This is a genomic window from Actinoplanes campanulatus (assembly GCF_014647795.1).
Lineage (GTDB): Bacteria > Actinomycetota > Actinomycetes > Mycobacteriales > Micromonosporaceae > Actinoplanes > Actinoplanes campanulatus.
In genome coordinates, this window is the sequence record NZ_BMPW01000002.1 from 107,040 (window position 1) to 132,391 (window position 25,352).

A 25,352-nucleotide genomic window follows, 5' to 3' on the forward strand; every position below is an offset into this window, starting at 1 on the left:
TTCCGGTGGCGGGCGGGGGCACGCGCAACTGGCGGCTGGTCCGGGCGGACACCGACGCCGTGCCGCCGTCGGCGCGGCGGTTCATGGCCCGCGCCCGGGAGCGGCGCCTGCGTGCCGCCATGCCCTGGCTGACCGGGGCGGGCGTCCTGCTGCTGGCCGGTGGCCTGGCCTGGGTGGTCTACGGCACCTCGCTGTTCGGGGTGCGGGAGGTCCGGGTGGTGGGCGCCCAGGTGCTCACCGCCGACCAGGTGCGGGCCGCCGCCGCGGTCGAGCCGGACCGCCCGCTGGCCCGGGTCGACCTGGACGCGGTGGCCGCCGCGGTGCGCGGTCTGCCGCCGGTGGACCGGGTGCTGGTGACCCGCAGCTGGCCGTCGACCGTGGAGATTCAGCTGGTGGAGCGCACCCCGGTGGCCGCGGTGCCGGCCGGGGAGCAGTTCCTGCTGATCGACGACGAGGGTGTGCCGTTCCGTGCGGTCGCCACACCGAAGGGCCTGCCACTGGCCCGGGTGGCGACACCCGGCCGCAACGACGAGAACACCGGCTCGGCGCTGACCGTGCTGGCCGCGCTCAGTGACGAACTGCGCGAGCAACTGGTGGCCATCTCGGTGGCCTCGCCGGTGCAGATCCGCCTGGAGCTGCGCAAGGGCCGGGTGGTCATCTGGGGTGACGACACCGCGAGCAAGCAGAAGAGCATCGTGGCCACCGCGCTGCTGCGGGAGAAGGGCGACGAGATCGACGTGAGCGCCCCGTCGGTGGTGACCATTCGCTAGTCATGCCGCTAAACGGACAAAGCATCACGAACGCAATAAATGGTTCAAGGTTACGGGTCAGTCGGATACTCACCACGTAAGCGGACGCGACACGCCGCTCCGGGTCTTTGGTTGAGGCCGCATGTCCGCATACGTTGCCCCGAGAGGTTCGAATGGTTGACATAACTCTGAACCTCTAGTAGAGGGTGAGGGTTTCCTCGCCCTCCCTTGTACGGCAGCGGATGTCGAAGTGCGGTTCCCGGGACCGCAGGGGCCGTCGACGTCCGCCAACCCTGGAAGGGATGGCTGAGCCCGATGACACCTCCACACAACTACCTTGCGGTCATCAAGGTCGTCGGCATCGGCGGCGGCGGCGTGAACGCTGTGAACCGCATGATCGAGGTTGGGCTCAAGGGCGTCGAGTTCATCGCCATCAACACGGACGCACAGGCCCTGTTGATGAGCGACGCCGACGTCAAGCTCGACGTCGGCCGGGAACTGACCCGTGGCCTGGGCGCCGGCGCCCAGCCCGAGGTCGGCAAGAACGCCGCCGAGGACCACCGGGACGAGATCGAAGAGGTGCTCAAGGGCGCCGACATGGTCTTCGTCACCTGTGGCGAGGGCGGCGGCACCGGAACCGGTGGCGCGCCCGTGGTCGCCAACATCGCCCGCAAGCTGGGCGCTCTCACCATCGGCGTGGTGACCCGCCCGTTCAACTTCGAGGGCAAGCGCCGCCAGGTGCAGGCCGAGGCCGGCATCGACGAGCTGCGCAACCAGTGCGACACCCTGATCGTGATCCCGAACGACCGGCTGCTCGCCCTGGGTGACCGCGGGATCAGCATGATGGACGCGTTCCGTCAGGCCGACCAGGTGCTGCTCTCCGGTGTGCAGGGCATCACCGACCTGATCACCACCCCCGGTCTGATCAACCTGGACTTCGCCGACGTCAAGAGCGTGATGAGCAACGCCGGCAGCGCGCTCATGGGCATCGGCAGCGCGCGCGGTGACAACCGCGCGGTCGAGGCGGCCGAGAAGGCGATCTCCAGCCCGCTGCTGGAGCAGAGCATGGACGGCGCCCGCGGCGTGCTGCTCTCCATCGCCGGTGGCTCCGACCTGGGGCTCTTCGAGATCAACGACGCGGCCCAGCTGGTCACCGACGCGGCCCACCCGGACGCGAACATCATCTTCGGCGCGGTCATCGACGACGCTCTCGGCGACGAGGTGCGGGTCACCGTGATCGCCGCCGGTTTCGACGCGGGCTCGCCCTCCTACAAGCCGGCCGAGCCGATGCGCAAGGTGCCGGCCCCGGCCACCGGGGGAGCCTCGCTGCCGCCGGTCCCGCCGCCGGTCACCCCGCCGCCGGCGAGCACCCCGCCGCCGCGCAGCCGGGTGCTCTTCGACGACGTGGACGTGCCGGACTTCCTGAAGAACGGCTCCTGAGGCACGCCCTCTCCCGTACCTCCAAGAAGGTTGACCCTTGACCGACCCCGGACGGCGCGCTGAGCTCGCCGCCTCTCTCGAACAGGTGCGGGAGCGCATCGCGCGTGCCTGCGTGGCGGCCGGAAGGCCGCCCGGGGCGGTCACGCTGACCGCGGTGACCAAGACCTACCCGGCGAGCGACGTCCTGTTGCTCGCCGGGCTGGGCGTCACCGACATGGCGGAGAACCGGGACCAGGAGGCGGCCGCCAAGGCGGCCGAGGTGCATGCCGCCGGCGTGCACCCGCGCTGGCACTTCGTCGGCCAGTTGCAGCGCAACAAGGTCAGATCGGTGATCCGGTACGCGGACGTGGTCGAGTCGGTCGATTCGCTCCGCCTCGCCGGCGCGCTGGCGAAGGCCGCCGTGGGACGGGAGGTCCCGCTGGAGGTGCTCGTCCAGGTGAGCCTGGACGCCGACCCGGCGCGCGGGGGCGTGACCGAAGACGATCTCTGGCGGGTATCCGACGCGGTGGCCTCCTCGGAGGGCCTGCGGCTCGGCGGCGTGATGGCCGTCGCGCCGCTCGGTGAGGACCCCGGCGCGGCCTTCGCCCGGCTGGCCGTTATCGCAGGCCGGATGGCCTCCGAACATCCCGGTGCGACGACCGTCTCGGCGGGGATGAGCGGGGATCTGGAGGCCGCCGTCCAGCACGGGGCGACACACGTACGGATCGGTACATCTTTACTCGGGATGCGAAACTCGCTGCGGTAGCCTTGCCGCGGGCAGCAAACTACACAGGTGTTGTTTTACGCGACCTGTCGCGGGTCATGATCCACACCGCGGCCGGTGCGTCCGACGACGCGGCGTCGCAACGGGTCGGGGGTCCGAATCGGACCTTGTTTCCGGCTCGTGAGGGGGGACGCGGCACGCCAGGGGGCGCGGGCCGCAACAGCGGACGGAGGTGGGGGCCATGGGTTCTCGGCAGGAAGAGGGGGCTCAGGCATGAGCGGAGGCGCGTTTCGCAAGGCGGGCGTGTGGCTCGGCCTCGTCGAGGAGGACGACGACCGCGGTTACGAGGACCGTAACTACCGGGAGAGCTCCTACCGTTCGCGCGAGCGTGAGCGCGAGCGCCCCGACCGTTACTCCAGCGACCGTTACTCCGACGAGTTCGCTGAGGACGAGGACGAGGAGGAGCGCGCCGTTCCGCGGGCCCGTTCCGACCGCCGCTCGTCGCGCGGTGACCTCGACCGACCGTCCCGCAGCGACCTGGACCGTTCGTCCCGCGCCGATCTGGACCGTTCGTCGCGCGCCGATCTGGACCGTTCGTCCCGCGGTGACCTGGACCGTTCGTCGCGCGCCGACCTGGACCGGGAGGAGAGCGAGCGCCTCGATCGGGCGAGCGTCCGCTCCATCACCCGGCCGTCGGTCGCGCCCGAGCCGTCCGGCGCCCTGACCTACTCCACGCGGGACAACCTGGCCCTCAAGCCTCAGCCCGCGCATCCGGAGCCGGTCCGCCAGCGCCAGGTCGAGGAGGAGCAGCGGTACCAGATCACCACGCTGCACCCGACCACCTACCGGGAGGCGCGGACCATCGGCGAGCACTTCCGCGACGGGGTCCCGGTCATCATCAATCTGACCGAGATGGATGAGTCGGACGCTCGCCGGCTGGTCGACTTCGCCGCCGGGCTGGCCTTCGGCCTGAGGGGTACGATCGAGCGCGTGACCAACCGGGTCTTCCTGCTCTCTCCGGCAAATGTGCAGGTCACCGCGGAGGACAAGGCGAAGATCGCTGAGGGTGGCTTCTTCACCTCGAGCTGATCGACCCGGAATTGATTGACCCGAACGAGGGATCCGCCTGACGTGCTGTCGATCGTGTTCCAGATCCTCTACATATTGCTGTATCTCTTCTTCATGGTGCTGTTGGCCAGGTTTGTGCTGAGTGCGGTGCTCCAGTACGGACGGCGCTGGCAACCCAGCCGGGGCGCCTCGGCCGCACTCGAAGCCGTGTGGAGCGTCACGGATCCGCCCCTCAACGCGTTGAGGCGTGTGATCCCACCGCTGCGCATTGGTAACGTGAGTTTGGACCTGGCTTCCATCGTGCTGCTGGTTATCCTGTTCGTGCTCATGGACTTCGTATTGGCAAGACTGATCGTGCAATACAGCTAGACAGCAGCCCCAACCGCGGCCGCGACTGACCCGAGGAGTTTCGATGCCGCTGACCCCGGCCGACGTTCATAACGTCGCCTTCAAGAAGCCCCCGATCGGCAAGCGGGGGTATGACGAGGAGGAGGTCGACGCCTTCCTGGACGAGGTGGAGCGCGAGCTCGCCCGTCTGATCGAGGAGAACGCAGAGCTTCGTGCCCAGGTCGAGCGTGGTGGCCGGGGCGGCGCTCCCGCCGGTCCCGCGGCTGACCCCCGCCTCGCGGCCGAGCTCAACGAGCTGAAGGCGCAGCTGGACCGTGTCCAGCGTGACAAGACCGCGGCCGAGCAGGCCGCCCGGCAGATGCAGGCCGAGCTGGAGCAGGTCCGTGCGCAGGGCCCCGGCGCCGGTGCCGGCGCCAGTGCCGCGGACGGCGAGCAGCAGGCCCTGCGCGTGCTGATGATGGCCCAGCGCACCGCCGACGACCACGTGGCCGACGCCCGCCGCGAGGCCGACAAGCTTCTCTCCGACGCCCGCTCCAAGGCGGAGGAGGTCACCCGCGAGGCCCGGGCCAAGGCCGACGCCCTCGAGCGCGACGCTCGCCAGCGCCACCAGGAGGCCATGGGCGGCCTGGACGCGAAGCGGACCGCGCTGCAGAAGCACATCGAGGAGCTGAAGCAGTTCGAGCGGGAGTACCGCACCCGTCTCAAGGCCTACCTGGAGAGCCAGCTCCGCGACCTGGACGGCCGCGGTCAGGGCCTCGAGGCCGAGCTGACCCGCGCCGACTCCAACCGGGCCGTGGGCGGTTCGGGCGGTCTCGCCGCGGCCGGTCTTGCCGGATCGTACGGCGGCAGCCGGACCAACTCCATCGAATCGGGTCGCTGACACGGCCCCCCGCACCGCGACGAGGATGAGCCATGATCGTTGCTAGTCTCCTGCTCATCCCCGTCGCGGTTCTGTTTCTCGCGCTAGGGCTGGTCAACGGCTCGAGCAGCCTTCTCATAGCCTCGATCGTGGTCAGCCTGCTGGCCGCGGTCGCTCTCGTCATCGGGACCCGGCAGGCCGCCACACGGCGAGCGGCCGAGGGCGCTTTCGAGGTGCCGCCGCGCCCCGCTCGCCGAGATCCCGAGTTCGACGAACCGGTGTCGCCGGCTCCCGCCGCCACCAACGCTAGCGATTCTGCCCCCGAGCCGGTGGCCGCCGCAGGCGAATCCCGCAGCTATGACGAGCCCGATCCGGCCGATGTGGAGGAGGCGCGGGCGTCCGGAGACCCTCATCCGGGTGACGTCGGGGAGCCCGCGGGGCCCGCTCACGCAGACTATGCCGATTTTGACTCCGCGGCGGATTCCACCCCGGATTCCGAGGACGTCCCACCGTTCGCCGGGGCGTCCGACGAGCAGGCGTGGCGCCCGGCCCCCGCCGGGGCCACCGTGGAGCAGCCGGACGAGTTCGACGAGCCGGACGCCGACGACCCCGACGACGAGCCGCTGCCCCAGTCGGTGCGGCCGGCCGACGCGGTGCTGGTCGCGCGGTTCGACACCGAGGTGCTGGTGGTGGACGGCCGGCCCCGCTACCACATGGCGGACTGCCCGCACCTGGTCGGCCGGCTGACCGAGTCGCTGCCGGTGAACGAGGCGGTCGAGCTCGGCTTCAGCCCGTGCGGCCTGTGCCGGCCGGTGGACCGGCTGGTGGCCACCGTGGCCCACCAGCGTTGAGGGGCCCGGCGGGCGTCTCGGTGCCGGTGCGGGTGCGTCCCGGCGCCGGCCGGACCCGGGTGGGCGGCCGCTACGAGGGCCCGCACGGTCCGGCCCTGATCATCGCGGTGGGTGCGCCCGCGGTGGACGGCAAGGCCACCGAGGCGGTGCGCCGGGCGCTCGCGGCCGCACTGGGCGTCCGCGCCGCCGAGGTGTCCCTGCGGCTCGGGGCGACCAGCCGGGACAAGGTCTTCACCGTGGCGGCGCCACCGGAGGAGTGGGAGGGGCGGCTCGCCGACCTGCGCGACGACAACAGGTGATCTTTCCGTCACGGTGGGTGTATCGTCGGTTATCCGACGCCTCTGTGCGCGCTTCGTGGCCGTTTGTCGTTTCCGCGGTTCGCGCCGGGTTGTCGGGATACTTCACGTTCCGTATCCTTGCCAACCTCACCGAGTGCGCGGCCGCCCTTTCAGCCGCGCCGTTTGTGCAGGTGGGGCAAGATCTACCGCGGTCGTCGCGGTGGCACGGGGACCAGACAAAGGGACGGACGGCACGGCCCGGCGAGCCGGCGCCGCCGGAGTTCCGTAGACCGCTGACCGCCGCGCCACGCGCGCGGCCGAGGGAGCGACGATGGCCAAGGCAACCGACATCCGGCCCGGTTCGACCGGTACGTCCGCCGCTGAGCGCAACCGCAGTGCCGCCGAGACCGAGGAGATCCGGACGGCGCTGGTCGCGCGGCGTGACGAGCTGCAGGCCGAGTACGATCAGGCGCTCAGTGAGATCACCGAGTTGCAGCGCGAGCGGCTCGCCGACTCGGCCGGGGACGACCAGGCCGACACCGGCACCAAGACGTTCGAGCGGGAGCAGGAGATCACGCTGGCCAACAACCTGCTCGAGCGGATCACACAGGTCGAACGTGCGATCGATCGGCTCGGGTCGGGCAATTACGGTTGGTGTGAGCGGTGCGGCACCCAGATCCCGGTCGAGCGGCTGGCTGCGTTCCCCTCCGCCACCCTCTGTGTCTCGTGCAAGCAGTTGGAGGAACGACGCTGAACGCCGACGAACAGGCCGCGCCGGGGTTCGCACCCCGCGCGGTCGCTGTCCTGGCCGTCACCACGGCGGTCGCCGTGGCGGTCGACCAGTGGGTCAAGCACCTCTCCACCGAGAACCTGGATCCCCGCGAGCCGGTTCGCCTCCTCGGTGGCCTGATCTACCTGTCGCTGCTGCGCAACAGCGGAGCGGCGTTCAGTTTCGGCAGCGGTTACACGTGGGTCTTCCCGCTGATCACCCTGGTCGTCGTCGGGGTGATCGTGTGGCTCGCCACGAAGCTGCGCTCGGTGCCGTGGGCGGTGGCGCTCGGTCTGGTGCTGGGCGGCGCCCTGGGCAACCTGACCGACCGCCTGTTCCGTGCGCCCGGCCCGTTCCAGGGCCACGTGGTCGACATGATCAGCGTTTTCGCGCCGTACGGGGAGAGGTTCGCGGTCTTCAACATCGCCGACGCCTGTCTCACCGTCGGGGTCTGCCTCGCCGTGCTGCTGGAACTGACCGGCCGCCAGCGCGACGGCACCCGGATCACCAAGGCGAAACCGGTGACCGGCACCCAGACGGAGGAGAACGCATGAGCGAGCTTGCGAGCGAATCATCAAGCTCAGTTCTGAACTCATGCCGACGCCGGAGCGCAGCGGAGGTGTCGGTATGAGCGGGCAGCGTTCTCTTCCGGTCCCGGACGGGCTCCACGGGATGCGGCTGGACCAGGCCGTCTCCCGGCTCTTCGGGCTCTCCCGCACGGCCGCGGCCACCCTCGTGGAGGCCGGTGACGCGCTGGTCGACGGTGTTCCCCGGCTCAAGTCGGAGAAGGTGGTCGCCGGCTCCTGGCTGGAGGTGACCCTGCCGTCACCGGTGGCCGCGCCCGCGGTGGTCGCCGAGCCGGTGCACGGCCTCGGCATCATCTACAGCGACGACGACATCGTGGTGGTGGACAAGCCGGTCGGCGTGGCCGCCCACCCGAGCCCCGGCTGGACCGGCCCGACCGTGGTCAGCGGCCTGGCCGCGATGGGGCAGAACGTCGCGACCAGCGGAGCCGCCGAGCGGCAGGGCATCGTGCACCGGCTCGACGTGGGCACCACCGGCCTCATGGTGGTGGCCAAGAGCGAGATGGCGTACAGCATCCTGAAGCGCGCCTTCAAGGAGCGCGAGGTGGAGAAGCGGTACCACGCGGTGGTCCAGGGGCACCTGGACCCGCTGCGGGGCACCATCGACGCCCCGATCGACCGGCACCCGACGGCCGACTACAAGTTCGCCGTCATGTCCGGCGGCAAGCCGAGCGTCACCCACTACGACACGGTCGAGGCGTTCCGCTCGGCCAGCCTGGTGGATGTGCGGCTGGAGACCGGGCGGACGCACCAGATCCGGGTGCACTTCTCGGCGATGCGGCACCCGTGTGTGGGCGACCTGACGTACGGGGCCGATCCGACCCTGGCGGCCCGCCTCCAACTGGACCGGCAGTGGCTGCATGCACGGGAGCTGGCGTTCGCACACCCCCGTACGCACGATGAGGTCCGCTTCGTCAGCGACTACCCTGCTGACCTGAAACACGCGCTGGACGTCCTCCAGGACGCCGGCTGACCGTCGGGAGCATCACCGTGGGCCGCGCGCACCGCATGCGGGCAGTCCTCGTCGGGTTCGGGGGCGCCTCTCTCCGGTTGCAGATCATGACCGGAGTGGCGCTGGCGGCTACCGTCGCGCTGGTGCTCGCGGTGTTCTGGGCCGACCGGGAGCCGCCGGCCGGCACCGAGCCCGGTGAGGTGCTCCGCGTGGGGGTGGTCGAGGGCCAGTCGGTGGGTGGCTACCTGGCGGCGTCCCGCGACGAGCTGGCGCGGCTCACCGACCCGTCCGCCCCGGCCGCCGGGGACACCTGGGCGCTGGTGGCCTTCCGGCGCTACGCGGCGCCCGCCGGACTGCCCGATCTGCTGTCCGGGGCGCAGGTGGCGCAGGTGTACACGCGGGTGCCGCTGACCGGCTCGCGGACCGCGGTGAACCGGATCCCGGTCTACCGGCTGCCCGACGACGTGACCGCCGGGATGATCTCGGCGGCCGTCGCCCGGGAACGCGAGCGTGCCGACTATCAACGGCTCGGCCGGGCGCTGACCGGCGACGGGCGCAACGAGATGCGGTTGCGGGCGGTCTACGAGAGCGCCGCCCGGATCGCCGCCGAGGAGGCCGCCGCGTACCGGGCCGGGTGTGCGTGCGTCTTCGCGGCGGTGGTGCGCGGCACCCCGGCCGCGCTCGACGGGATCGCGGACCGGCCCGGGGTGCGGGTGGTGGACCCGGCTCCCGAGGTGCGCGGGTTGGACCGTACCGAGTTCCGGCCGCCGCGGCCCGAGGAGCTGGAGGCGGCGCCGGCGGATCCGTCGCCGTCGGCCGTGCCATCCGGGAATCCCGGCGTTGCCCCGGACGCCGTCGGACCGTTACCGTCGTCGATCGGGGTCCCTGTGACATCCACCTCACCGGAAAGTTCAGGCCGTACGCCGTCCGCGGCCGTACTGCCTACCAAGGATCCTGTTGCCGTACCCTCGGCGTCGGACGCGAGTCCTGCTCATGACGGTCCGGATGCGTCACCGGGAGCATCCACCGGCGATTCCGGCCGTTAGGTTTTCCGTCCGCGAAACGTTCGGGTGGATGCACGTGCACGACCGGGGTTCCGTCATGTGATCAAGAACGACCGGGGGATGGGCGCTCGGCCGGTGGCCCGAATAGGGTTCTCCTCCGTAGCCTGTCAAGGGCGAGACCATCGCCGTGAATGATCGGGTAGGCGCAGAAAGGACGAGCCGTGGACGGGACCGAGACCGGCTGGGGCCGGCCTGCGGAACCAGCCCCGCGCTGGCGGGCGCTGCTCGACCGGGCTCGGCATGGTGGCCGCGGCGAGGAGCCGGAGGAGACTCCGCAGCAGCCGGAGACACCCCCGCAGCAGCAGTGGAACCAGCAACAGCCGAGCCGTGGCTCGGCCGCGGTCGAACGCCGGCCGTTCAACCCGCTGGACCCGCGGCAGGCCGCGTTCGACGGCCGGCAGCAGGGGCAGCCGCAGCCGGGCGGCTTCGAGCGCCGTGCCCCGGAACCGCCGGCCGAGCGCGCCGTTCCGCAGCGGCCGATCAACCCGCTCGACCCGCGCTGGCAGCGTGGCCGCGAGGCGGAGCAGCACAGCTTCTTCGAGCCGGCGCCGCGCACCCCGCAGCAGCAGCCGGCTCAGCCGCCCGCGCGGGAGTACGGCGCGCCCAGCGGCTACCCCCAGCAGAACAACGGCTACCCGCCGCCCGGTAACGGCTACCAGCCGCCGCCGGCCAACGGCTATGCCCCGCCCGCCGGTGCGTACGGGGCGCAGGCCGCCGCGTACCCCCAGGCCCCGGTCGCGCCGCCGCCCGTACCCCCGCAGGTCTCTCCGCCGCAGGCGGCGCCGGTCCGGCAGCCCGCCGCCCAGCCCGCGCCGGTCTCGCCGGCGCCCGCCGCCGCCCGGATCGAGTGGCGGCAGAGCCGCACCGAGGACGGCATGGACCGCGCCGTCTCGATCATGCGGCGCAAGCTGGGCAAACCCCGGGTGCTGGCGTTCGCCAACCCGAAGGGTGGGGTGCACAAGACCACCGCGACCGTGCTCGCCGCGGCCACCATCGGCAGCGTCCGCGGCCGTGGCGTGCTCGCCTGGGACGACAACGAGCTGCGCGGCACCCTCGGCCTGCGGGCCGGCAGCGCCCGGCACGCCCGGACCATAAAGCACCTGCTCGCCGACCTCATGCGGATCGAGAGCCTGCACGGCGACGCGCTGCTCCAGGAGCTCGACGCCTACCTGCGGCACGCCTCGGACGGCTCCTACGACGTGCTGGCCGGCGAGGAGAACCCGCGGTTCGCCCAGCGGCTGGACCAGGGCACCGTGCGGCGGGTGATGGACCTGCTGCGCCGCACCCACGACGTGATCTGCGTCGACACCGGCAACAACGTGGAGAGCGTCAACTGGCAGACCGTGATGCGCTCGGCCGACCAGCTGGTGATCACCACGGTGCCCCGGGAGGACGCCGCCTTCACCGCCGACTGGATGCTCGACGTGCTCGAGGAGAGCGGGATGGGCGACATGGTGTCCAACGCCGTGACGCTCATCTCCTGCCCGTCGGCGGGTCACCTGCCGCTGCTGGAGGACTTCAAGAAGCACTTCGCGACGCGTACCCGTGCGGTCGCCGTGGTGCCCTACGACCCGGCCCTGGAGGTCGGTTCCTCGATCGAGTACGGCGACCTGCAACAGGAGACCAGGCAGGCCTGGCTCCGCGCGGCGTCGACCATGCTGGAGCCCTTCGCGGAGTAGGTTTCTGTCGTACGGCGGGGCTAGGCTTCACGGCACTGTTCGGGGAAGAGGGGGTTCCGGGTGTCTGACTCGTTCGTGCACCTTCACGTGCACACAGAGTATTCAATGCTCGACGGGGCGGCCCGGATCAAGGAACTCCTCGCGGAGGCGAAGCGGCTCGGCATGCCGGCCGCGGCGATCACCGACCACGGCAACATGCACGGGGCGTATGACTTCTACAAGCAGGCAAAAGACGCCGGAGTGACGCCGGTCATCGGTGTCGAGGCCTATGTCGCGCCGGAGTCCCGGCTGGACAAGAAGCGCATCAAGTGGGGTCGTCCGGAGCAGAAGTCGGACGACGTCTCCGGTAACGGTGCGTATACGCATATGACCATGTGGGCGCGCAACGCGGTCGGCCTGAAGAACCTGTTCCGGCTCAACTCGCGGGGCTCCATCGAGGGCCAGCTCGGCAAGTACCCGCGGATGGACTTCGACATCATCGCGGAGCACGCCGAGGGCATCATGGGCACCACCGGCTGCCCGTCCGGCATCGTGCAGACCCGGCTGCGGCTCGGTCATTTCGACGAGGCGCTCAAGTCCGCCGCGCGCTATCAGGAGGCGCTCGGCAGGGACTACTACTTCCTCGAGATCATGGACCACGGGCTGTCGATCGAGAAGCGGGTCCGCGACGGCCTGCTGGAGATCGGTAGGAAGCTCAACATCCCGCCGCTGGTCACCAACGACTCGCACTACACCCACGAGGCGCAGGCCGCCGCGCACGACGTGCTGCTCTGCGTGCAGACCGGCAGCAACGTCGCCGACCCCAACCGGTTCCGGTTCGACGGCTCCGGCTACTTCGTGAAGTCGCCCGACCAGATGCGTGCCGTCGACTCGTCCGAGGCCTGGCAGGAGGGCTGCCGCAACACCCTGCTGGTGGCCGAGAAGGTGGACATCACCGGGATGTTCACCTTCAAGAACCTGATGCCCCGGTTCCCCATCCCGGACGGGTTCACCGAGCCGGACTATTTCCGCCACGTCGCCTTCGAGGGCCTCCGGGGGCGGTTCCCCGGCGGCATCCCGGAGTCGCACGTCAAGCAGGCGGAGTACGAGCTCGGCGTCATCATCGAGATGGGCTTCCCGGCGTACTTCCTCGTCGTCGCCGACTTCATCCAGTGGGCGAAGACCAACGGCATCGCGGTCGGCCCGGGCCGTGGCTCGGCGGCGGGCTCCCTGATCGCGTACGCGATGGGCATCACCGACCTCGACCCGATCCAGCACGGCCTGATCTTCGAGCGGTTCCTCAACCCCGAGCGCATCTCGATGCCCGATGTCGACATCGACTTCGACGAGCGCCGGCGCGGCGAGGTCATCCGGTATGTGACGGAGAAGTGGGGCGAGGACAAGGTCGCGCAGATCGCCACCTTCGGCACGATCAAGGCGAAGGCCGCGATCAAGGACTCGGCCCGGGTCCTGGGCTACCCGTTCGCGGTCGGCGACAAGATCACCAAGGCGATGCCGCCGGACGTCATGGGCAAGGGCATCACCCTCGGCGGCATCTTCAACAAGGACGACAAGCGGTACAACGAGGCCGGCGAGGTGCGCGGGCTCTACGAGACCGACCCGGACGTCAAGAAGGTCATCGACACCGCGCAGGGCATCGAGGGCCTGATCCGGCAGACCGGTGTGCACGCCGCCGGCGTCATCATGAGCGCCGAGCCGATCATCGACCACATCCCGCTGTCCCGCCGGGACGCCGACGGGGCGATCATCACGCAGTTCGACTACCCGACCTGCGAGACGCTCGGCCTGCTGAAGATGGACTTCCTCGGCCTGCGGAACCTGACGATCATCGACGACGCCAACAAGAACATCGAGCTCAACCACGGCCAGAAACTCGATCTGCTGGGTCTGGAGCTGGACGACCCGAAGGCGTACGAGCTGCTCTCCCGCGGTGACACGCTGGGCGTGTTCCAGCTCGACGGCGGGCCGATGCGGTCGCTGCTGCGGCTGATGAAGCCGGACAACTTCGAGGACATCTCCGCCGTCCTGGCCCTCTACCGGCCCGGCCCGATGGGTGTCGACTCGCACACCAACTACGCGCTCCGCAAGAACAAGCTCCAGGAGATCACCCCGATCCACCCGGAGCTGGAGGAGCCGCTGCGGGAGATCCTGGAGCCCACCTACGGTCTGATCGTCTACCAGGAGCAGGTGCAGCGCGCCGCGCAGATCCTGGCCGGCTACAGCCTCGGCCAGGCCGACCTGCTCCGCCGGGCCATGGGTAAGAAGAAGAAGGAGATCCTCGACAAGGAGTTCGGTCCCTTCCGGGACGGGTGCCGCGAGCACGGCTACTCCGACGAGGCGATCCAGGCCGTGTGGGACGTCCTGGTCCCGTTCGCCGGCTACGCGTTCAACAAGGCGCACTCCGCGGCGTACGGGCTGGTCTCCTACTGGACGGCCTATCTCAAGGCGCACTACCCGGCCGAGTACATGGCCGGGCTGCTGACCAGCGTCGGCGACGACAAGGACAAGATGGCCATGTATCTGGCGGAGTGCCGCCGCATGGGCATCCAGGTGCTGCCACCGGACGTCAACCAGTCCGCCGGGCCGTTCACCCCGGTCGGCACCGACATCCGGTTCGGCCTCGGCGCGGTCCGCAACGTCGGCGCCAACGTGGTCGAGGCGATCGCCCGCTGCCGCAAGGAGAAGGGCGAGTACGGCGACTTCTACGACTTCCTGTCCAAGGTGGACGCGGTGGCCTGCAACAAGCGGACCATCGAGTCCCTGATCAAGGCCGGCGCCTTCGACTCGATGGGGCACAGCCGCAAGAGCCTGCTGGCCGTGCACGCCGAGGCCATCGACGCCTACGCCGACGTCAAGCGCAACGAGGCGGCCGGGCAGTTCGACCTGTTCGGCGCGTTCGGCGACGACGCCGGCGCCGGTGGGTCGGCCGCGGTCACCATGCCCCCGATCGGCGACAGCGAGTGGGACAAGCGGGACAAGCTGGCCTTCGAGCGGGAGATGCTGGGGCTTTATGTCTCCGACCACCCGCTCGCCGGGCTCGAGGTCCTGCTCCAGAGCTCGGCGGACACCAGCATCGCGGCGCTCAACGAGGAGGGCTCGGTCCCGGACGGCCAGGTCGTCACGCTCGCCGGCATCCTCACCGGCGTCCAGCGGCGGATCACCAAGCAGGGCCGGTCGTGGGCGTCGGCCACGCTGGAGGACCTGGCCGGTGGCGTCGAGGCGCTGTTCTTCCCGAACACGTACGAGCTGGTCGGCCAGTACATCGCCGAGGACGCCATCGTGGTGGTCAAGGGCCGGATCGAACGCCGCGACGGCGCCGCCCGGATCATGGCGATGGACATGTCGATCCCCGACATCACCCACAACCCGGACACCAAGCCGGTCACCCTGACGATGCCGATCACCCGGTGTACGCCACCGCTGGTCGACGAGCTCAAGGAGATCCTGGTGAGCCACCCGGGCGACACCGAGGTGCACGTCCATCTCCAGAACGGCAGCCGAACCACGATCATGCGGTTGGGCGGGGTGCGGGTCGCGGCGACGCCGGCCCTGCGCGCCGACCTCAAGATGATCCTCGGTCCGTCGGCCGTCGCCTGACAGTGCCGGCTGATCTGGAAGGATCGCAGGGTGTACCCGAGTGAACAGCCGGCCGGGCCGTCCGGACCCTCCACGCCGGAGGACGGCCCGCGGCCCGTCGCGGCCGGCGCCGGCCTGAACCAGGCCTGGCAGCAGATGTGGCGGCTGAACGAGGGCAGCCGGCGCCCGTGGCGGCGTTCGCTGGCCGTCGCGGCCGGCGTCGCCGGGACGATCGCGGTGCTCGGGGTGCTCCTCGGGCTGCTCTGGGCGTGGCTCACGCCCACCGTCCCGGTCGTCCTCACCGGCGCCGGGAAAGCGCAGGCCTACGACATGTCCGAGCGGTATGTCGCGGCCGACGGCTGGATGACCCTGCTCGGGCTGGGTTTCGGGGTGCTCGTCACGCTCTCGGCCTGGCTGATCCTGCGCCGGGACCGGGGACCGTACCTCCTCGGTGGTGTGGTCGTCGGCACCCTGGTGGCCGGGCACTGGGTGGCGCCCTCGGTGGGCGAGCTGCTCGGGCGCGGCGCGTACGAGGAGTGGAAGGCGACCGCACAGATCGGCGCGACCTATCTGGCGCCGCCGGAGGTGCAGTCGCTCGGGCCGACCCTGATCCCGGCCTTCGTGGCGGCGATCCTGCTCACCCTGCTGGCCGGCTGGTCCAACGACCCCGACCTGGACCATCCGGGCGCGCAGCCCGGGTGGGGGCCGAACCACGCCTACGAGCCACCCTTTGTGGACCATCACGATGCAGCGGCGCCCGAGTACGACCTGGTGACGGACGCCGAGTCGACGGCGGCCAACGGCACGGCGCCGGGCGAACGGATCACGGACGGCGGCGAGCATCCCCACCGGGAGCCGCACCCTCCCGCCTGAGCCTGACCGTGCGGCCGGCGCCGCACGCGGTCCGACCACCCACTCACGCCCGGCGGGCGCGGCATGGTCTTGACCACCCACCCGCCTCGCGGGTCTGGTACGGCGGGTTCGCGTAGCCCGTACCGTCTCAGTTGGGGCTTGCCGGCCTGGCCAGGTCGGAGAGTGGGACCGGGACGGCCCGGACCCTCGCCAGCAGGCCGGCCTCGCGGTTGAGGATGCGCAGCTCGGCGCGGAGGCGGCTCGCGGTGTCCGGCATCGCCAGAAGCATCTGGCGCTCCTCGACGGTGAGCTGGGCGGTGGCGGCGACCAGGTGGGAGAGGACGGTCGCGTCGTCGGGCACCTGCTCGAGGGTCTCGCTGTTGGGGCGCAGCAACTCCAGGTAGGCGCGGAACGCGGTGAGCACCCGGGGCGCCAGCAGCGTGGCGTGGCCGCTCGGCTCCTCCTCGTCGGGGAGCCAGCGGACGTGGGCGGTCAGATAGGGCTCGGCGCCCTGCTCGACGCTGAGGACGGTGAACCGGCGGCGGCCGACGGTCATGATGTCGAAGCGGCCGTCCGGCAGCTCGGTGACGTGGCGCAGCTCGGCGGTGCAGCCGACCTCGTAGACGTCGGTGGCGGTGACCGGCCCCTGGGGGGAGTCGCCGTCCTCGGCGACCTCGCTGCCATGCCGGAGGGTGACCACGCCGAACTCGTGCGGTGTCTCCTCCGACGCGGCCACCAGCTCGCGCACCAGGGTGCGGTATCGCTCCTCGAAGATGTGCAGGGGCAGCACCAGACCGGGGAAGAGCACCGTGCTCAGCGGGAAGACCGGCAGCCGATCGCTCACGCGTTCAGCCTAGTCCCCACCCGACCATGGTCAACCCGGCGCGGCGTGCGGGTGTCTCAACGCCTGGGCCTGGGGAGTCGCGCACGCAAACCCGGTTGGGCGGCAACCTAGACTGGGTGGCGTGCTGAATCGGATCGACCTGCGCGGCTCCCGCCGGGACCCGCGCGGTCTGCTGCCCCGTGCCCAGCTCGACGTCTCCGTTGCCGTCGAGAGGATTCGCCCGCTTGTCGAGGCGGTCCATGAGCATGGGTTCAGTGCGATCCGGGAGGCGACCGAGCGGTTCGACGGCGTCACCCTGGAGCGCCTGCGGGTGCCGGCCGAGGCGATCGCCGCGGCCGCCGAGACGCTCGACCCCGAGGTGCGGGCCGCCCTAGTCGAGGCGATCCGGCGGACCCGGAAGGTGCACGCCGACCAGCGCCGCTCCGACGTCACCACCCAGGTGGTCGACGGCGGCACGGTGACCGAGCGCTGGCTGCCGGTGCGCCGGGTGGGCCTCTACGTGCCCGGCGGTCTGGCCGTCTACCCGTCGACCGTGGTGATGAACGTGGCGCCCGCCCAGGAGGCCGGCGTCGAGGGCCTGGTGGTGACGTCGCCGCCGCAGGCCTCCAACGACGGCCTGCCCGACTCGCGGGTGCTGGCCGCGTGCGCGCTGCTCGGCGTCACCGAGGTCTACGCCGTCGGCGGCGCGCAGGCGATCGCGATGCTGGGCTACGGCTCCGACGGGGTTGACGAGGGCGACCGCTGTGCGCCGGTCGACGTGATCACCGGGCCGGGCAACATCTGGGTGACCGCGGCCAAGCGGCTGCTCCAGGGCACCGTCGGGATCGACGCGGAGGCCGGGCCCACCGAGATCGCCGTCCTGGCCGACGACACCGCCGACCCGCGGCACGTCGCGGCCGACCTGATCAGCCAGGCCGAGCATGACCCGCTGGCCGCTTCGGTCCTGGTCACCCCGTCGCTGGAGCTGGCCGACGCGGTCGAGATCGAGCTGGAGAAGCAGGTCGCCGCGACCAGGCACGCCGAGCGGGTGCGCACCTCGCTGACCGGCCAGCAGTCCGGTGTGGTGCTGGTCGACGACCTGGAGCAGGGCCTCCGCGTGGTCGACGAGTACGCGGCGGAGCACCTGGAGATCCAGACGAGGGACGCGCGCGAGTGGGCCATGCGGGTCCGTAACGCCGGCGCGATCTTCGTGGGGGCGTATGCGCCGGTGTCGCTGGGCGACTATGCGGCCGGGTCCAACCACGTGCTGCCGACCGCCGGGTGCGCCCGGCACTCGTCGGGGCTGTCGGTGCAGTCGTTCCTGCGGGGCATCCACGTCGTGGAGTACACCGAGGAGGCTCTCCGCGATGTGGCCGGGCACGTGGTCGCCCTGGCCAACGCCGAGGACCTGCCCGCCCACGGTGACGCGGTGACTGTGAGGTTCGCCCGGTGACGACCATCGACGATCTGCCGATCCGGGACGATCTGCGGGGCAAGTCGCCGTACGGCGCACCCCAGCTGGACGTTCCGGTGCAGCTGAACACGAACGAGAACTCGTACCCGGTGCCGGACGACGTGGTCGAGGCGATCGGCAAGGCCGTGCAGGCCGAGCTGCGTGACCTCAACCGCTACCCGGACCGGGACGCGATCGCGCTGCGCAACGAGCTGGCCGGCTATCTGGGCCACGGCCTGACCACGGCGAACGTGTGGGCCGCCAACGGGTCGAACGAGGTGCAGCAGCAGCTGTTGCAGGCCTTCGGCGGCCCGGGGCGCAGCGCGCTCGGCTTCGGGCCCTCCTACTCGATGCACCCGCTGCTGGCGCAGGGCACCGGCACCCGGTGGATCGGGGCGCTGCGTGACCCCGACTTCGGCCTGCGCCCGGAGGCCGCGGTCGCCGAGATCGAGAAGCACGACCCGGATCTGGTGTTCGTCTGCTCGCCGAACAACCCGACCGGCACGGCCCTCGATCCGGCCGTGATCGATGCGATTTTGAACAGAGCCCGCGGCATGGTGATCGTCGACGAGGCGTACACCGAGTTCTCCCGCCCCGGCACGGCGAGCGCGCTGACCCTGCTGCCGCACCACCCGCGCCTGGTGGTGAGCCGGACCATGAGCAAGGCGTTCGGCTTCGCCGGCGGGCGGCTGGGCTATCTGGCCGCCGACCCGGCCGTGGTCGACGCCGTGCAACTGGTGCGCCTGCCCTACCACCTGTCGGCGATCAGCCAGGCGGCCGCGCGGGCGGCCGTCGTGCACCGGGCGTCGCTGCTGGCCACCGTGGAGGCGATCAAGGAGCAGCGCGACCGGATCGTCCAGGTTCTCCGTGAGCGCGGCGTGCGGGTTGCCGACAGCGACGCGAACTTCGTGCTGTTCGCCGTTTCCAAAGATCAAAAAGCCGACTGGCAGGCGTTCCTGGACCGGGGCGTGCTGATCCGGGACGTCGGGCTGGCCGGCTGGCTGCGGGTCACCGCCGGCACCGAGGACGAGACAACCGCATTCCTGAACGCCGCCGAGGAGATCCTTTCCGGCGAGCGAAGCGAGCCCAGTGGGCGCAGCGCCGCGAATGCGGCTCACAGCCCCGACGAACGTAGTGAGGAGGGGCTGTGAGCCGTACCGCCCGCATCGATCGCGTCACCAACGAGACCAAGGTGCTCATCGAGATCGACCTCGACGGCACCGGCAAGGGCGACCTGAACACCGGGGTCGGCTTCTACGACCACATGCTCAACCAGCTCGCCAAGCACGGCGGGTTCGACCTCACGGTGCGCTGCGAGGGCGACCTGGAGATCGACTCGCACCACACCATGGAGGACACCGCCATCGCCCTCGGCGAGGCGTTCGCCAAGGCGCTCGGCGACAAGCGGGGCATCCGGCGGTACGGGTCGGCCACCATCCCGATGGACGAGGTGCTGGTCCGGGCCGCCGTGGACCTGTCCGGCCGGCCCTACGTGGTGCACGACGAGCCGCTGCTCACGCCGTACATCGGGCCGGTCTACGCGACCAGCATGACCCGGCACATCTTCGAGGCGTTCGGCCACGCCGCCAAGGTGACCCTGCACGTGGACGTGCTCCGCGCCTGCCGTCCGGGCGGTCACCCGGACGCGCACCACGTGGTGGAGGCCCAGTTCAAGGCGTTCTCCCGGGCACTGCGGGAGGCTGTCGAGATCGACCCGCGCAACGCCGGCTCGCTGCCGTCCACCAAGGGGGTGCTGTGATCTCGCTGGTGCTGTTCGCGCTCGCCGGGATCCTGATCGGCGGCGTGATCCAGCTGGTCAAGTCGGGGGCGACCCGGTTCAGCATCGGGATCACCGCGGTGCTGGCGGTGCTCGCGGTCGCCGGCGGGTTCGCCTGGTGGCCCTCGGGGGAGGCGTGATGGCGAAGAGTGTGGTCGTCCTCGACTACGGCTCGGGGAATCTGCGGTCGGCGGAGCGGGCGGTCGCCCGTACCGGGGTGGACGTGACGGTCACCAGCGATCTGGCGGCGGCGGCCGAGGCGGACGGTCTCGTGGTGCCCGGCGTGGGGGCGTACGCGGCCTGCATGGCCGGGATCGAGGCGCTGAACGCCGGACCGGTGATCGCCGAGAGGGTGGCGGCCGGAAAGCCGGTGCTGGGCATCTGCGTCGGCATGCAGATCCTCTTCGAGTCCGGGGTGGAGCACGGGGTGGAGACCAAGGGGCTGGGCCTGCTGCCCGGTTCGGTCACGAAGCTGTCCGCGCAGCGGATCCCGCACATGGGCTGGAACACGGTCGACGTCGCCGAGGGCTCCCGGCTGCTGGACAACCTTCCCGCTGGGGCACGGTTCTACTTCGTCCATTCGTACGCCGCTCAGGATCTTGATCTTCTCAACCACGCCCGGGTGACCACCGCGTCGCATGACCGGCCGTTCGTGGCCGTGGTGGAGGCGGGCGCGCTCAGCGCCGCCCAGTTCCACCCGGAGAAGTCGGCCGACTCCGGTTACCTGCTGCTGAGCAACTGGGTCGCGACGCTTTGAGTAGGGAACGTGCCCGGCGCCGGGCCGAGCGGCTCGCCGTCCAGGAGCGGGAGAAGGCGGTCCGTGCCCGCCGGGTGGCCCGCCGGGACCGGCGCCGCGTCTTCCTGCGATCCCTGAAACCACGGTTCGGCCGGGACGGGCGGCTCTATCACCGCAGCCGCCGGCAGCGGATCGGCATCGTGGTCGTCACGCTGCTGGCCGTCGCCGCCGTCTGGACGCTCATCCCGGACCTGCCACTTCGCATCATCCTCACCGCCATGCTCGTTCTCGCCGTGCCGGCCCTCGTCGTCGTGGTGCTCGGCCGCCGGGCTTAGCTTCCATCAGGAGAAACATGACCCTCCAACTGCTGCCCGCCGTCGACGTCGCCGACGGCCAGGCCGTCCGCCTGGTGCAGGGCGCCGCCGGCTCGGAGACCGCCTACGGCGACCCGCTGGAGGCCGCGCTGGCCTGGCAGAACGACGGCGCCGAGTGGATCCACCTGGTCGACCTGGACGCGGCGTTCGGCCGTGGCTCCAACGCCGACCTGCTCGCCGACGTGGTGCGGCGGCTCGACGTCAAGGTGGAGCTGTCCGGCGGCATCCGCGACGACGCGTCGCTGACCCGGGCGCTGGCCACCGGCGCCCAGCGGGTCAACATCGGCACCGCCGCGCTGGAGGACCCGGAGTGGTGCGACCGGATCTGCGGCGAGTACGGCGACCGCGTGGCGATCGGCCTGGACGTGCGCGGGCGGACCCTGTCGGCGCGCGGCTGGACCCGTGACGGCGGCGACCTGTACGAGGTGCTGGCCCGGCTGGACAAGGCGGGCGCGTCCCGCTACGTCGTCACCGACATCACCAAGGACGGCACCATGCGCGGCCCGAACCTGGACCTGCTGCGCGAGGTGTGCGCCGCCACCGACAAGCCGGTCATCGCCAGTGGTGGCGTCTCCACCCTGGACGACCTGCGGGCCCTGGCCACCCTGGAGCCGGTCGGGGTGGAGGGGGTCATCGCGGGCAAGGCGCTCTATGCGGGCGCGTTCACCGTACGAGAAGCTCTTGCCGTTCTCGGTTGATCTTCCAAGCCTCACGTAGTGCCTGTTCAGCGGCCCGGATGGCGGGCCGGGCCGCTGAGGAGTCCCGCCAGGCGAGAACGACGCGCCGAGTGGGCACCGGGTCAAGACGGACAATTCGCAATTTATCCGGAATGTCGGCGCGGGCCAACCGCGGAATGAGGCCGACCCCGAGCCCGGCGGCGATCAGCGTCAACTGTGTCTCGAACTCGCCCACCTGGAAATCCGGCACCACCCCGGGCAGTCGCCGGATCAGGTACTCGTAGCAGACGTCGCCCGCCCGGACGCCGATCCAGCGCTCGTGACGGGCTTCCTCCAGGGCGATGGTCCCGGCCAGGCGATGATCATGCGGCACGACCAGGTCGGCGTGATCCTCCCCGAGCGTGACCTTCGAGATCCCGTCCGGATAGCGCAGCGCCACCTCCGGCCAGTCGTCCAGCACCGCGAGATCGACATGGCCGCGGCGCAGCAGGTCGAGCCCCTCGTGCGGATTCACCTCGATCAGCCCGGTGGTCAACTGCGGATGATCGGTGGCCAGGCGGCGCAGGGCGTGCGGCATGAGCGCCCGGCAGGCGGTCGCGAAGGCCGTCATGGTGAGCCGCCCGGTGACCGTGTCCCGGTGCGCGGCGAGCGCCGTCTCCGCCTCGTCCAGGCTGGTCAGCACCCGCTCGGCGTGATCGGCGAGGACCCGCCCGGCCTCGGTGAGCCGCAGCCGCCGCCCGTCCTTCTCGACCAGCGTGGCGCCGGTCTCCCGCTCCAGCTTGGCGAGTTGCTGGGAGACCGCCGACGGCGTGCAGTGCAGCGCGTGGCCGGCGGCGAGAACCGTGCCGTAGCTGGCCACCGCGTGCAGCGCCCGGAGTCTCCCCACGTCGATCATGTAGCGATGCTACATCGACGGTGTAGCTTATTTTGCTGGTGCTTAACGTTCCGGCCGGGCGAGGCTAGGCCCCATGAGACCGCGTGACCTCGCCCTCGCCGTCGCCGTGGCGGCCGTCTGGGGATTCAACTTCGTCGCCATCGACGCCGGGCTGGAGCACTTCCCGCCGCTGCTCTTCTCCGCCCTGCGGTTCGGCCTGGCCGCCTTCCCGGCGCTGCTGCTGGTCGGCCGCCCGCAGGTGCCGTGGCGCTGGCTCGTCACGGTCGCCCTGGTCCTCGGCGTGGTCAAGTTCAGCCTGCTCTTCATCGGGATGCACGCCGGGATGCCGGCCGGCCTCAGCTCGCTGGTCCTGCAGAGCCAGGCGATCTTCACGATGCTCTTCGCCACGCTGTTCCTGCGTGAGCGCCCGCGCCCGGTGCAGCTCGCCGGGCTGGCGGTGGCGATCGCCGGAGTCGCCGTGGTGGCCACCCGGATGACCGCGAACCTGCCCGCCTTCCTGCTGGTCATCGGCGCGGCCGCGGCCTGGGGTGTGTCCAACGTCGCCACCCGCAAAGCGTCGCCGCCGGACACGCTGCGCTTCATGGTCTGGGTGAGCGCCCTGGCCACCGGCCCGCTGATCATCCTCACCCTGCTGGTCGACGGACCGGCCGCCGACCTGGCCGCGCTGCGTGCCGTCGACACCGAGGCGGTGCTCGCGCTGCTCTACATCGCACTGGTCTCCACCCTCGCCGGGTTCGCCGGCTGGGGCTACCTGATGCGGCGGTACGGCGCCTCGACCGTGGCCCCGTTCTCGATGCTCGTCCCGTTCTTCGGCATCGCCTCGGCCACGCTGTTCCTCGGCGAGCGGATCCACGGCGCCGACGTCGCCGGCGGCGCGCTGGTGGTCAGCGGCGTGCTTTTGGGACTGGTCAGGTCCCGCCCGGCCCGGAAGCCGGAGCTGGTTAGGGTGGGAGCATGACGGTCGCGGTGCGTGTGATCCCCTGCCTGGACGTGGACGCCGGCCGGGTGGTGAAGGGTGTCAACTTCGTCGACCTGCGCGACGCCGGCGACCCGGTCGAGCTGGCCGCCGCCTACGACGCGGCCGGCGCCGACGAGCTCACCTTCCTCGACGTGACCGCGTCCTCCGACGACCGGGGCACCATGCTCGACGTGGTCCGGCGGACCGCCGAGACGGTCTTCATCCCGCTCACCGTGGGCGGCGGCGTCCGCTCCCCGGAAAACGTCGACGTGCTGCTGCGCGCCGGCGCCGACAAGGTCGGGGTGAACACGGCGGCCATCGCCCGTCCCGCGCTCATCTCCGAGATCGCCGAGCGGTTCGGCAACCAGGTGCTGGTGCTGTCGCTGGACGTGCGGCGTTCCGCCGAGCAGCCGAGTGGCTGGGAGGTCACCACGCACGGCGGCCGCCGCAGCGCCGGGCTCGACGCGATCGAGTGGGCCGCGCGGGTGGCCGAGCTGGGCGCCGGGGAGATCCTGCTCAACTCGATGGACGCCGATGGGACCAAGGCCGGTTTCGATCTCGGCCTGATCCGGGCGGTGCGGGCGGTCGTCGACATCCCGGTGATCGCCAGCGGTGGTGCGGGCGCGGTCGAGCACTTTCCGCCGGCCGTCGAGGCGGGGGCGGACGCGGTGCTCGCCGCCAGCGTCTTCCACTTCGGTGACCTCACCATCGGCGAGGTCAAGGAGAGCCTGCGGGCGGCCGGTAACCCGGTCCGCTAACGGCCGTCGGCCAGCCGCAAGCTGTACTCGCGAACCGCGGCGTTGTAGGCCTGCTCGTCCAGCGTCCACTCGGTCCAGCCGGGCCGGGCCGCGCGGTTGAGCTGCGCCTGCAACGTCATCACGGCCGAGGACAGGCCGCTGAACGGCCGGGTCCGCCAGAGCTGCTCACCGGCCGGGGCGACCTCGAACACGTCGTCGTCCACGGTGATCAGCCCGGCCCCGGACAGCCGGCGGATCGACTCCTCGAGATCCTCGCGGGCGGGCACGCTGTGGTGCAGGAAATCCGCCGCGGCCAGCAGGTCGGCCAGCGTCGCCCCGGTCACCGGCAGCGCCGCGTGCAGTGCCCGGTCACGCTCCAGGCGCTCGGCGATGACCGCGGAGACGAAGATCCAAGCGTCGTTCCAGTTCCAGTCACCGGCCCCCATGCCGCAATGATGCCGTGCCGTCGGCGTACCGGGAAGCGAATGTGTCCGGAAGATCACCGCCGGCCGGTCGCCGGACGGTCAGCAACGGCAGGAACAGGTGCACCAGCGGACCGATCGCCAGCGCGTACGCGATCGTGCCCACCCCGACCGTCCCACCCAGCAGGAAACCGGCGCCCAGCACGGTCACTTCGATGCCGGTACGGAACACCCGCAGCGACACCCGCGGGAACCGCCCGGCCAGTCCGGTCATCAGCCCGTCGCGCGGCCCCGGCCCCATCCGGCTGCCGATGTAGAGGCCGGTCGCGAACCCGTTCACCAGGATGCCGCCGATCAGATAGCCGACCCGGCCCGGCATCGTGGCGGCGGACGGCAGCAGCGCGAGGGCCGCATCCGCCGCGAAGCCGACCACGACCAGATTGGCCATCGTGCCGAACCCGGGCCGCTGCCGCAACGGGATCCACAGCAGCAGCACCGGGATGCCGGTCAGCAGCACCACCCAGCCGTAACTGATCCCGGTGACCTCGGAGACACCCTGGTGGAAGACGTCCCACGGGTTGAGGCCGAGGCCCGACTCCACCATGAGGGCCATGCTGGCTCCGTAGAGGACGAGACCGGCGAACAGTTGGGGGACACGGCGCAGCAGGCTCATGACAGCCACTCTTCATGCCAATCGGCCGGTGCTAAAGTGCCAATTCATCGGAGGT

Annotated in this window: 28 protein-coding genes; 24 read left to right on the plus strand and 4 right to left on the minus strand. The window is 71.0% G+C overall.

What is annotated here, in order from left to right; genetic code table 11:
• Window positions 1-5 precede the first annotated feature (5 nt).
• The 15 genes from IEZ13_RS05335 (at window position 6) to IEZ13_RS05405 (ending at window position 15,793) form a co-directional block, all read left to right on the plus strand.
• Window positions 6-770, plus strand: a complete 765-nt coding sequence (locus tag IEZ13_RS05335) for a cell division protein FtsQ/DivIB (RefSeq protein WP_229794469.1) — start codon at window positions 6-8, stop codon at window positions 768-770.
• 294 nt (window positions 771-1,064) lie between these two features.
• Window positions 1,065-2,189: a cell division protein FtsZ gene (gene ftsZ, locus IEZ13_RS05340; RefSeq protein WP_183217416.1), complete on the plus strand. Its 1,125-nt coding sequence runs from the start codon at window positions 1,065-1,067 to the stop codon at window positions 2,187-2,189.
• 37 nt (window positions 2,190-2,226) lie between these two features.
• Complete coding sequence (locus IEZ13_RS05345) at window positions 2,227-2,934, plus strand: YggS family pyridoxal phosphate-dependent enzyme (protein ID WP_183217418.1); 708 nt, start codon at window positions 2,227-2,229, stop codon at window positions 2,932-2,934.
• Window positions 2,935-3,165: 231 nt separating this feature from the next.
• Window positions 3,166-3,981, plus strand: a complete 816-nt coding sequence (locus IEZ13_RS05350) for a cell division protein SepF (protein WP_183217420.1) — start codon at window positions 3,166-3,168, stop codon at window positions 3,979-3,981.
• Window positions 3,982-4,023: 42 nt separating this feature from the next.
• Window positions 4,024-4,329: a YggT family protein gene (locus IEZ13_RS05355; RefSeq protein ID WP_183217422.1), complete on the plus strand. Its 306-nt coding sequence runs from the start codon at window positions 4,024-4,026 to the stop codon at window positions 4,327-4,329.
• Window positions 4,330-4,372: 43 nt separating this feature from the next.
• Window positions 4,373-5,188: a DivIVA domain-containing protein gene (locus IEZ13_RS05360; RefSeq protein WP_183217424.1), complete on the plus strand. Its 816-nt coding sequence runs from the start codon at window positions 4,373-4,375 to the stop codon at window positions 5,186-5,188.
• Window positions 5,189-5,220: 32 nt separating this feature from the next.
• Complete coding sequence (locus tag IEZ13_RS05365; protein ID WP_183217426.1) at window positions 5,221-6,018, plus strand: hypothetical protein; 798 nt, start codon at window positions 5,221-5,223, stop codon at window positions 6,016-6,018.
• Window positions 6,019-6,038: 20 nt separating this feature from the next.
• Complete coding sequence (locus tag IEZ13_RS05370) at window positions 6,039-6,317, plus strand: DUF167 domain-containing protein (protein ID WP_229794470.1); 279 nt, start codon at window positions 6,039-6,041, stop codon at window positions 6,315-6,317.
• A gap of 310 nt (window positions 6,318-6,627) precedes the next feature.
• Window positions 6,628-7,050 (plus strand): TraR/DksA family transcriptional regulator, encoded by a 423-nt coding sequence (locus IEZ13_RS05375; RefSeq protein WP_183217429.1) that lies wholly within the window; start codon window positions 6,628-6,630, stop codon window positions 7,048-7,050.
• On the plus strand, window positions 7,023-7,619 hold the full coding sequence (gene lspA, locus IEZ13_RS05380; RefSeq protein ID WP_183217431.1) for a signal peptidase II: 597 nt from the start codon (window positions 7,023-7,025) through the stop codon (window positions 7,617-7,619). The genes IEZ13_RS05375 and lspA overlap by 28 nt, the downstream gene beginning before the upstream one ends.
• Window positions 7,620-7,692: 73 nt before the next feature.
• Window positions 7,693-8,622: an RluA family pseudouridine synthase gene (locus tag IEZ13_RS05385; RefSeq protein WP_183217433.1), complete on the plus strand. Its 930-nt coding sequence runs from the start codon at window positions 7,693-7,695 to the stop codon at window positions 8,620-8,622.
• 17 nt (window positions 8,623-8,639) lie between these two features.
• Window positions 8,640-9,647 (plus strand): hypothetical protein, encoded by a 1,008-nt coding sequence (locus tag IEZ13_RS05390; RefSeq protein ID WP_183217435.1) that lies wholly within the window; start codon window positions 8,640-8,642, stop codon window positions 9,645-9,647.
• 179 nt (window positions 9,648-9,826) lie between these two features.
• Window positions 9,827-11,344 (plus strand): MinD/ParA family ATP-binding protein, encoded by a 1,518-nt coding sequence (locus IEZ13_RS05395; protein WP_183217437.1) that lies wholly within the window; start codon window positions 9,827-9,829, stop codon window positions 11,342-11,344.
• 60 nt (window positions 11,345-11,404) lie between these two features.
• Window positions 11,405-14,941: a DNA polymerase III subunit alpha gene (gene dnaE / locus IEZ13_RS05400; RefSeq protein ID WP_183217439.1), complete on the plus strand. Its 3,537-nt coding sequence runs from the start codon at window positions 11,405-11,407 to the stop codon at window positions 14,939-14,941.
• Window positions 14,942-14,971: 30 nt separating this feature from the next.
• The gene (locus IEZ13_RS05405) at window positions 14,972-15,793 is read left to right on the plus strand and encodes a DUF2567 domain-containing protein (protein WP_229794471.1); all 822 of its coding nucleotides are present in this window, start codon (window positions 14,972-14,974) and stop codon (window positions 15,791-15,793) included.
• A gap of 127 nt (window positions 15,794-15,920) precedes the next feature.
• Here the strand turns inward: IEZ13_RS05405 and IEZ13_RS05410 are convergent, their stop codons facing one another.
• A complete protein-coding gene (locus IEZ13_RS05410) occupies window positions 15,921-16,616 on the minus strand; it encodes an LON peptidase substrate-binding domain-containing protein (protein ID WP_183217441.1) in 696 nt (231 codons plus the stop codon).
• Between the two features lie 121 nt (window positions 16,617-16,737).
• On the opposite strand from IEZ13_RS05410, the gene hisD reads away from it, so the two are divergent.
• From hisD to priA, 7 genes are read left to right on the plus strand one after another with little or no spacing between them, the layout of a single operon-like run.
• Window positions 16,738-18,048: a histidinol dehydrogenase gene (gene hisD / locus IEZ13_RS05415; RefSeq protein WP_183217443.1), complete on the plus strand. Its 1,311-nt coding sequence runs from the start codon at window positions 16,738-16,740 to the stop codon at window positions 18,046-18,048.
• Window positions 18,045-19,199: a histidinol-phosphate transaminase gene (locus IEZ13_RS05420; RefSeq protein WP_229794472.1), complete on the plus strand. Its 1,155-nt coding sequence runs from the start codon at window positions 18,045-18,047 to the stop codon at window positions 19,197-19,199. Before hisD ends, IEZ13_RS05420 begins: the two co-directional genes overlap by 4 nt.
• On the plus strand, window positions 19,196-19,807 hold the full coding sequence (gene hisB / locus IEZ13_RS05425; protein ID WP_183217445.1) for an imidazoleglycerol-phosphate dehydratase HisB: 612 nt from the start codon (window positions 19,196-19,198) through the stop codon (window positions 19,805-19,807). The genes IEZ13_RS05420 and hisB overlap by 4 nt, the downstream gene beginning before the upstream one ends.
• Window positions 19,804-19,965 carry a hypothetical protein gene (locus tag IEZ13_RS05430; RefSeq protein ID WP_183217447.1) on the plus strand — a complete coding sequence of 54 codons (162 nt, stop codon included), beginning with the start codon at window positions 19,804-19,806 and terminating at the stop codon, window positions 19,963-19,965. The genes hisB and IEZ13_RS05430 overlap by 4 nt, the downstream gene beginning before the upstream one ends.
• A complete protein-coding gene (hisH, locus tag IEZ13_RS05435; RefSeq protein WP_183217449.1) occupies window positions 19,965-20,582 on the plus strand; it encodes an imidazole glycerol phosphate synthase subunit HisH in 618 nt (205 codons plus the stop codon). Before IEZ13_RS05430 ends, hisH begins: the two co-directional genes overlap by 1 nt.
• Window positions 20,579-20,896 carry a hypothetical protein gene (locus IEZ13_RS05440; RefSeq protein ID WP_183217451.1) on the plus strand — a complete coding sequence of 106 codons (318 nt, stop codon included), beginning with the start codon at window positions 20,579-20,581 and terminating at the stop codon, window positions 20,894-20,896. The genes hisH and IEZ13_RS05440 overlap by 4 nt, the downstream gene beginning before the upstream one ends.
• A gap of 17 nt (window positions 20,897-20,913) precedes the next feature.
• On the plus strand, window positions 20,914-21,633 hold the full coding sequence (gene priA / locus IEZ13_RS05445; RefSeq protein WP_183217453.1) for a bifunctional 1-(5-phosphoribosyl)-5-((5-phosphoribosylamino)methylideneamino)imidazole-4-carboxamide isomerase/phosphoribosylanthranilate isomerase PriA: 720 nt from the start codon (window positions 20,914-20,916) through the stop codon (window positions 21,631-21,633).
• Here priA and IEZ13_RS05450 read toward each other — a convergent pair.
• The gene (locus IEZ13_RS05450; protein ID WP_183217455.1) at window positions 21,599-22,507 is read right to left on the minus strand and encodes a LysR family transcriptional regulator; all 909 of its coding nucleotides are present in this window, start codon (window positions 22,505-22,507) and stop codon (window positions 21,599-21,601) included. The genes priA and IEZ13_RS05450 overlap by 35 nt on opposite strands.
• 73 nt (window positions 22,508-22,580) lie before the next feature.
• Between IEZ13_RS05450 and IEZ13_RS05455 the strand changes: the two genes are divergently transcribed.
• Both IEZ13_RS05455 and hisF read left to right on the plus strand, forming a co-directional pair.
• Entirely contained in the window at window positions 22,581-23,465 is an 885-nt protein-coding gene (locus IEZ13_RS05455) for an EamA family transporter (protein WP_183217457.1), read from the plus strand.
• Window positions 23,462-24,223 (plus strand): imidazole glycerol phosphate synthase subunit HisF, encoded by a 762-nt coding sequence (gene hisF / locus IEZ13_RS05460; protein ID WP_183217459.1) that lies wholly within the window; start codon window positions 23,462-23,464, stop codon window positions 24,221-24,223. Before IEZ13_RS05455 ends, hisF begins: the two co-directional genes overlap by 4 nt.
• Here the strand turns inward: hisF and IEZ13_RS05465 are convergent.
• Together IEZ13_RS05465 and yczE are read right to left on the minus strand one after the other, a co-directional pair.
• On the minus strand, window positions 24,220-24,648 hold the full coding sequence (locus tag IEZ13_RS05465; RefSeq protein ID WP_183217461.1) for a hypothetical protein: 429 nt from the start codon (window positions 24,646-24,648) through the stop codon (window positions 24,220-24,222). The two genes, hisF and IEZ13_RS05465, sit on opposite strands and share 4 nt — an antisense overlap.
• The gene (gene yczE / locus IEZ13_RS05470; RefSeq protein ID WP_229794473.1) at window positions 24,635-25,297 is read right to left on the minus strand and encodes a membrane protein YczE; all 663 of its coding nucleotides are present in this window, start codon (window positions 25,295-25,297) and stop codon (window positions 24,635-24,637) included. The genes IEZ13_RS05465 and yczE overlap by 14 nt, the downstream gene beginning before the upstream one ends.
• Window positions 25,298-25,352: the final 55 nt, after the last annotated feature.

Excerpts from the sequence above, each read along its gene's own strand:
- yczE (WP_229794473.1), bottom strand. The coding sequence starts at position 25,297 with ATGAGCCTGCTGCGCCGTGTCCCCCAACTGTTCGCCGGTCTCGTCCTC.
- hisF (WP_183217459.1), top strand. The coding sequence starts at position 23,462 with ATGACGGTCGCGGTGCGTGTGATCCCCTGCCTGGACGTGGACGCCGGC.
- IEZ13_RS05465 (WP_183217461.1), bottom strand. The coding sequence starts at position 24,648 with ATGGGGGCCGGTGACTGGAACTGGAACGACGCTTGGATCTTCGTCTCC.
- IEZ13_RS05360 (WP_183217424.1), top strand. The coding sequence starts at position 4,373 with ATGCCGCTGACCCCGGCCGACGTTCATAACGTCGCCTTCAAGAAGCCC.
- IEZ13_RS05385 (WP_183217433.1), top strand. The coding sequence starts at position 7,693 with ATGAGCGGGCAGCGTTCTCTTCCGGTCCCGGACGGGCTCCACGGGATG.
- IEZ13_RS05350 (WP_183217420.1), top strand. The coding sequence starts at position 3,166 with ATGAGCGGAGGCGCGTTTCGCAAGGCGGGCGTGTGGCTCGGCCTCGTC.
- ftsZ (WP_183217416.1), top strand. The coding sequence starts at position 1,065 with ATGACACCTCCACACAACTACCTTGCGGTCATCAAGGTCGTCGGCATC.
- IEZ13_RS05450 (WP_183217455.1), bottom strand. The coding sequence starts at position 22,507 with ATGATCGACGTGGGGAGACTCCGGGCGCTGCACGCGGTGGCCAGCTAC.
- priA (WP_183217453.1), top strand. The coding sequence starts at position 20,914 with ATGACCCTCCAACTGCTGCCCGCCGTCGACGTCGCCGACGGCCAGGCC.
- IEZ13_RS05375 (WP_183217429.1), top strand. The coding sequence starts at position 6,628 with ATGGCCAAGGCAACCGACATCCGGCCCGGTTCGACCGGTACGTCCGCC.
- hisH (WP_183217449.1), top strand. The coding sequence starts at position 19,965 with ATGGCGAAGAGTGTGGTCGTCCTCGACTACGGCTCGGGGAATCTGCGG.
- IEZ13_RS05365 (WP_183217426.1), top strand. The coding sequence starts at position 5,221 with ATGATCGTTGCTAGTCTCCTGCTCATCCCCGTCGCGGTTCTGTTTCTC.
- IEZ13_RS05455 (WP_183217457.1), top strand. The coding sequence starts at position 22,581 with ATGAGACCGCGTGACCTCGCCCTCGCCGTCGCCGTGGCGGCCGTCTGG.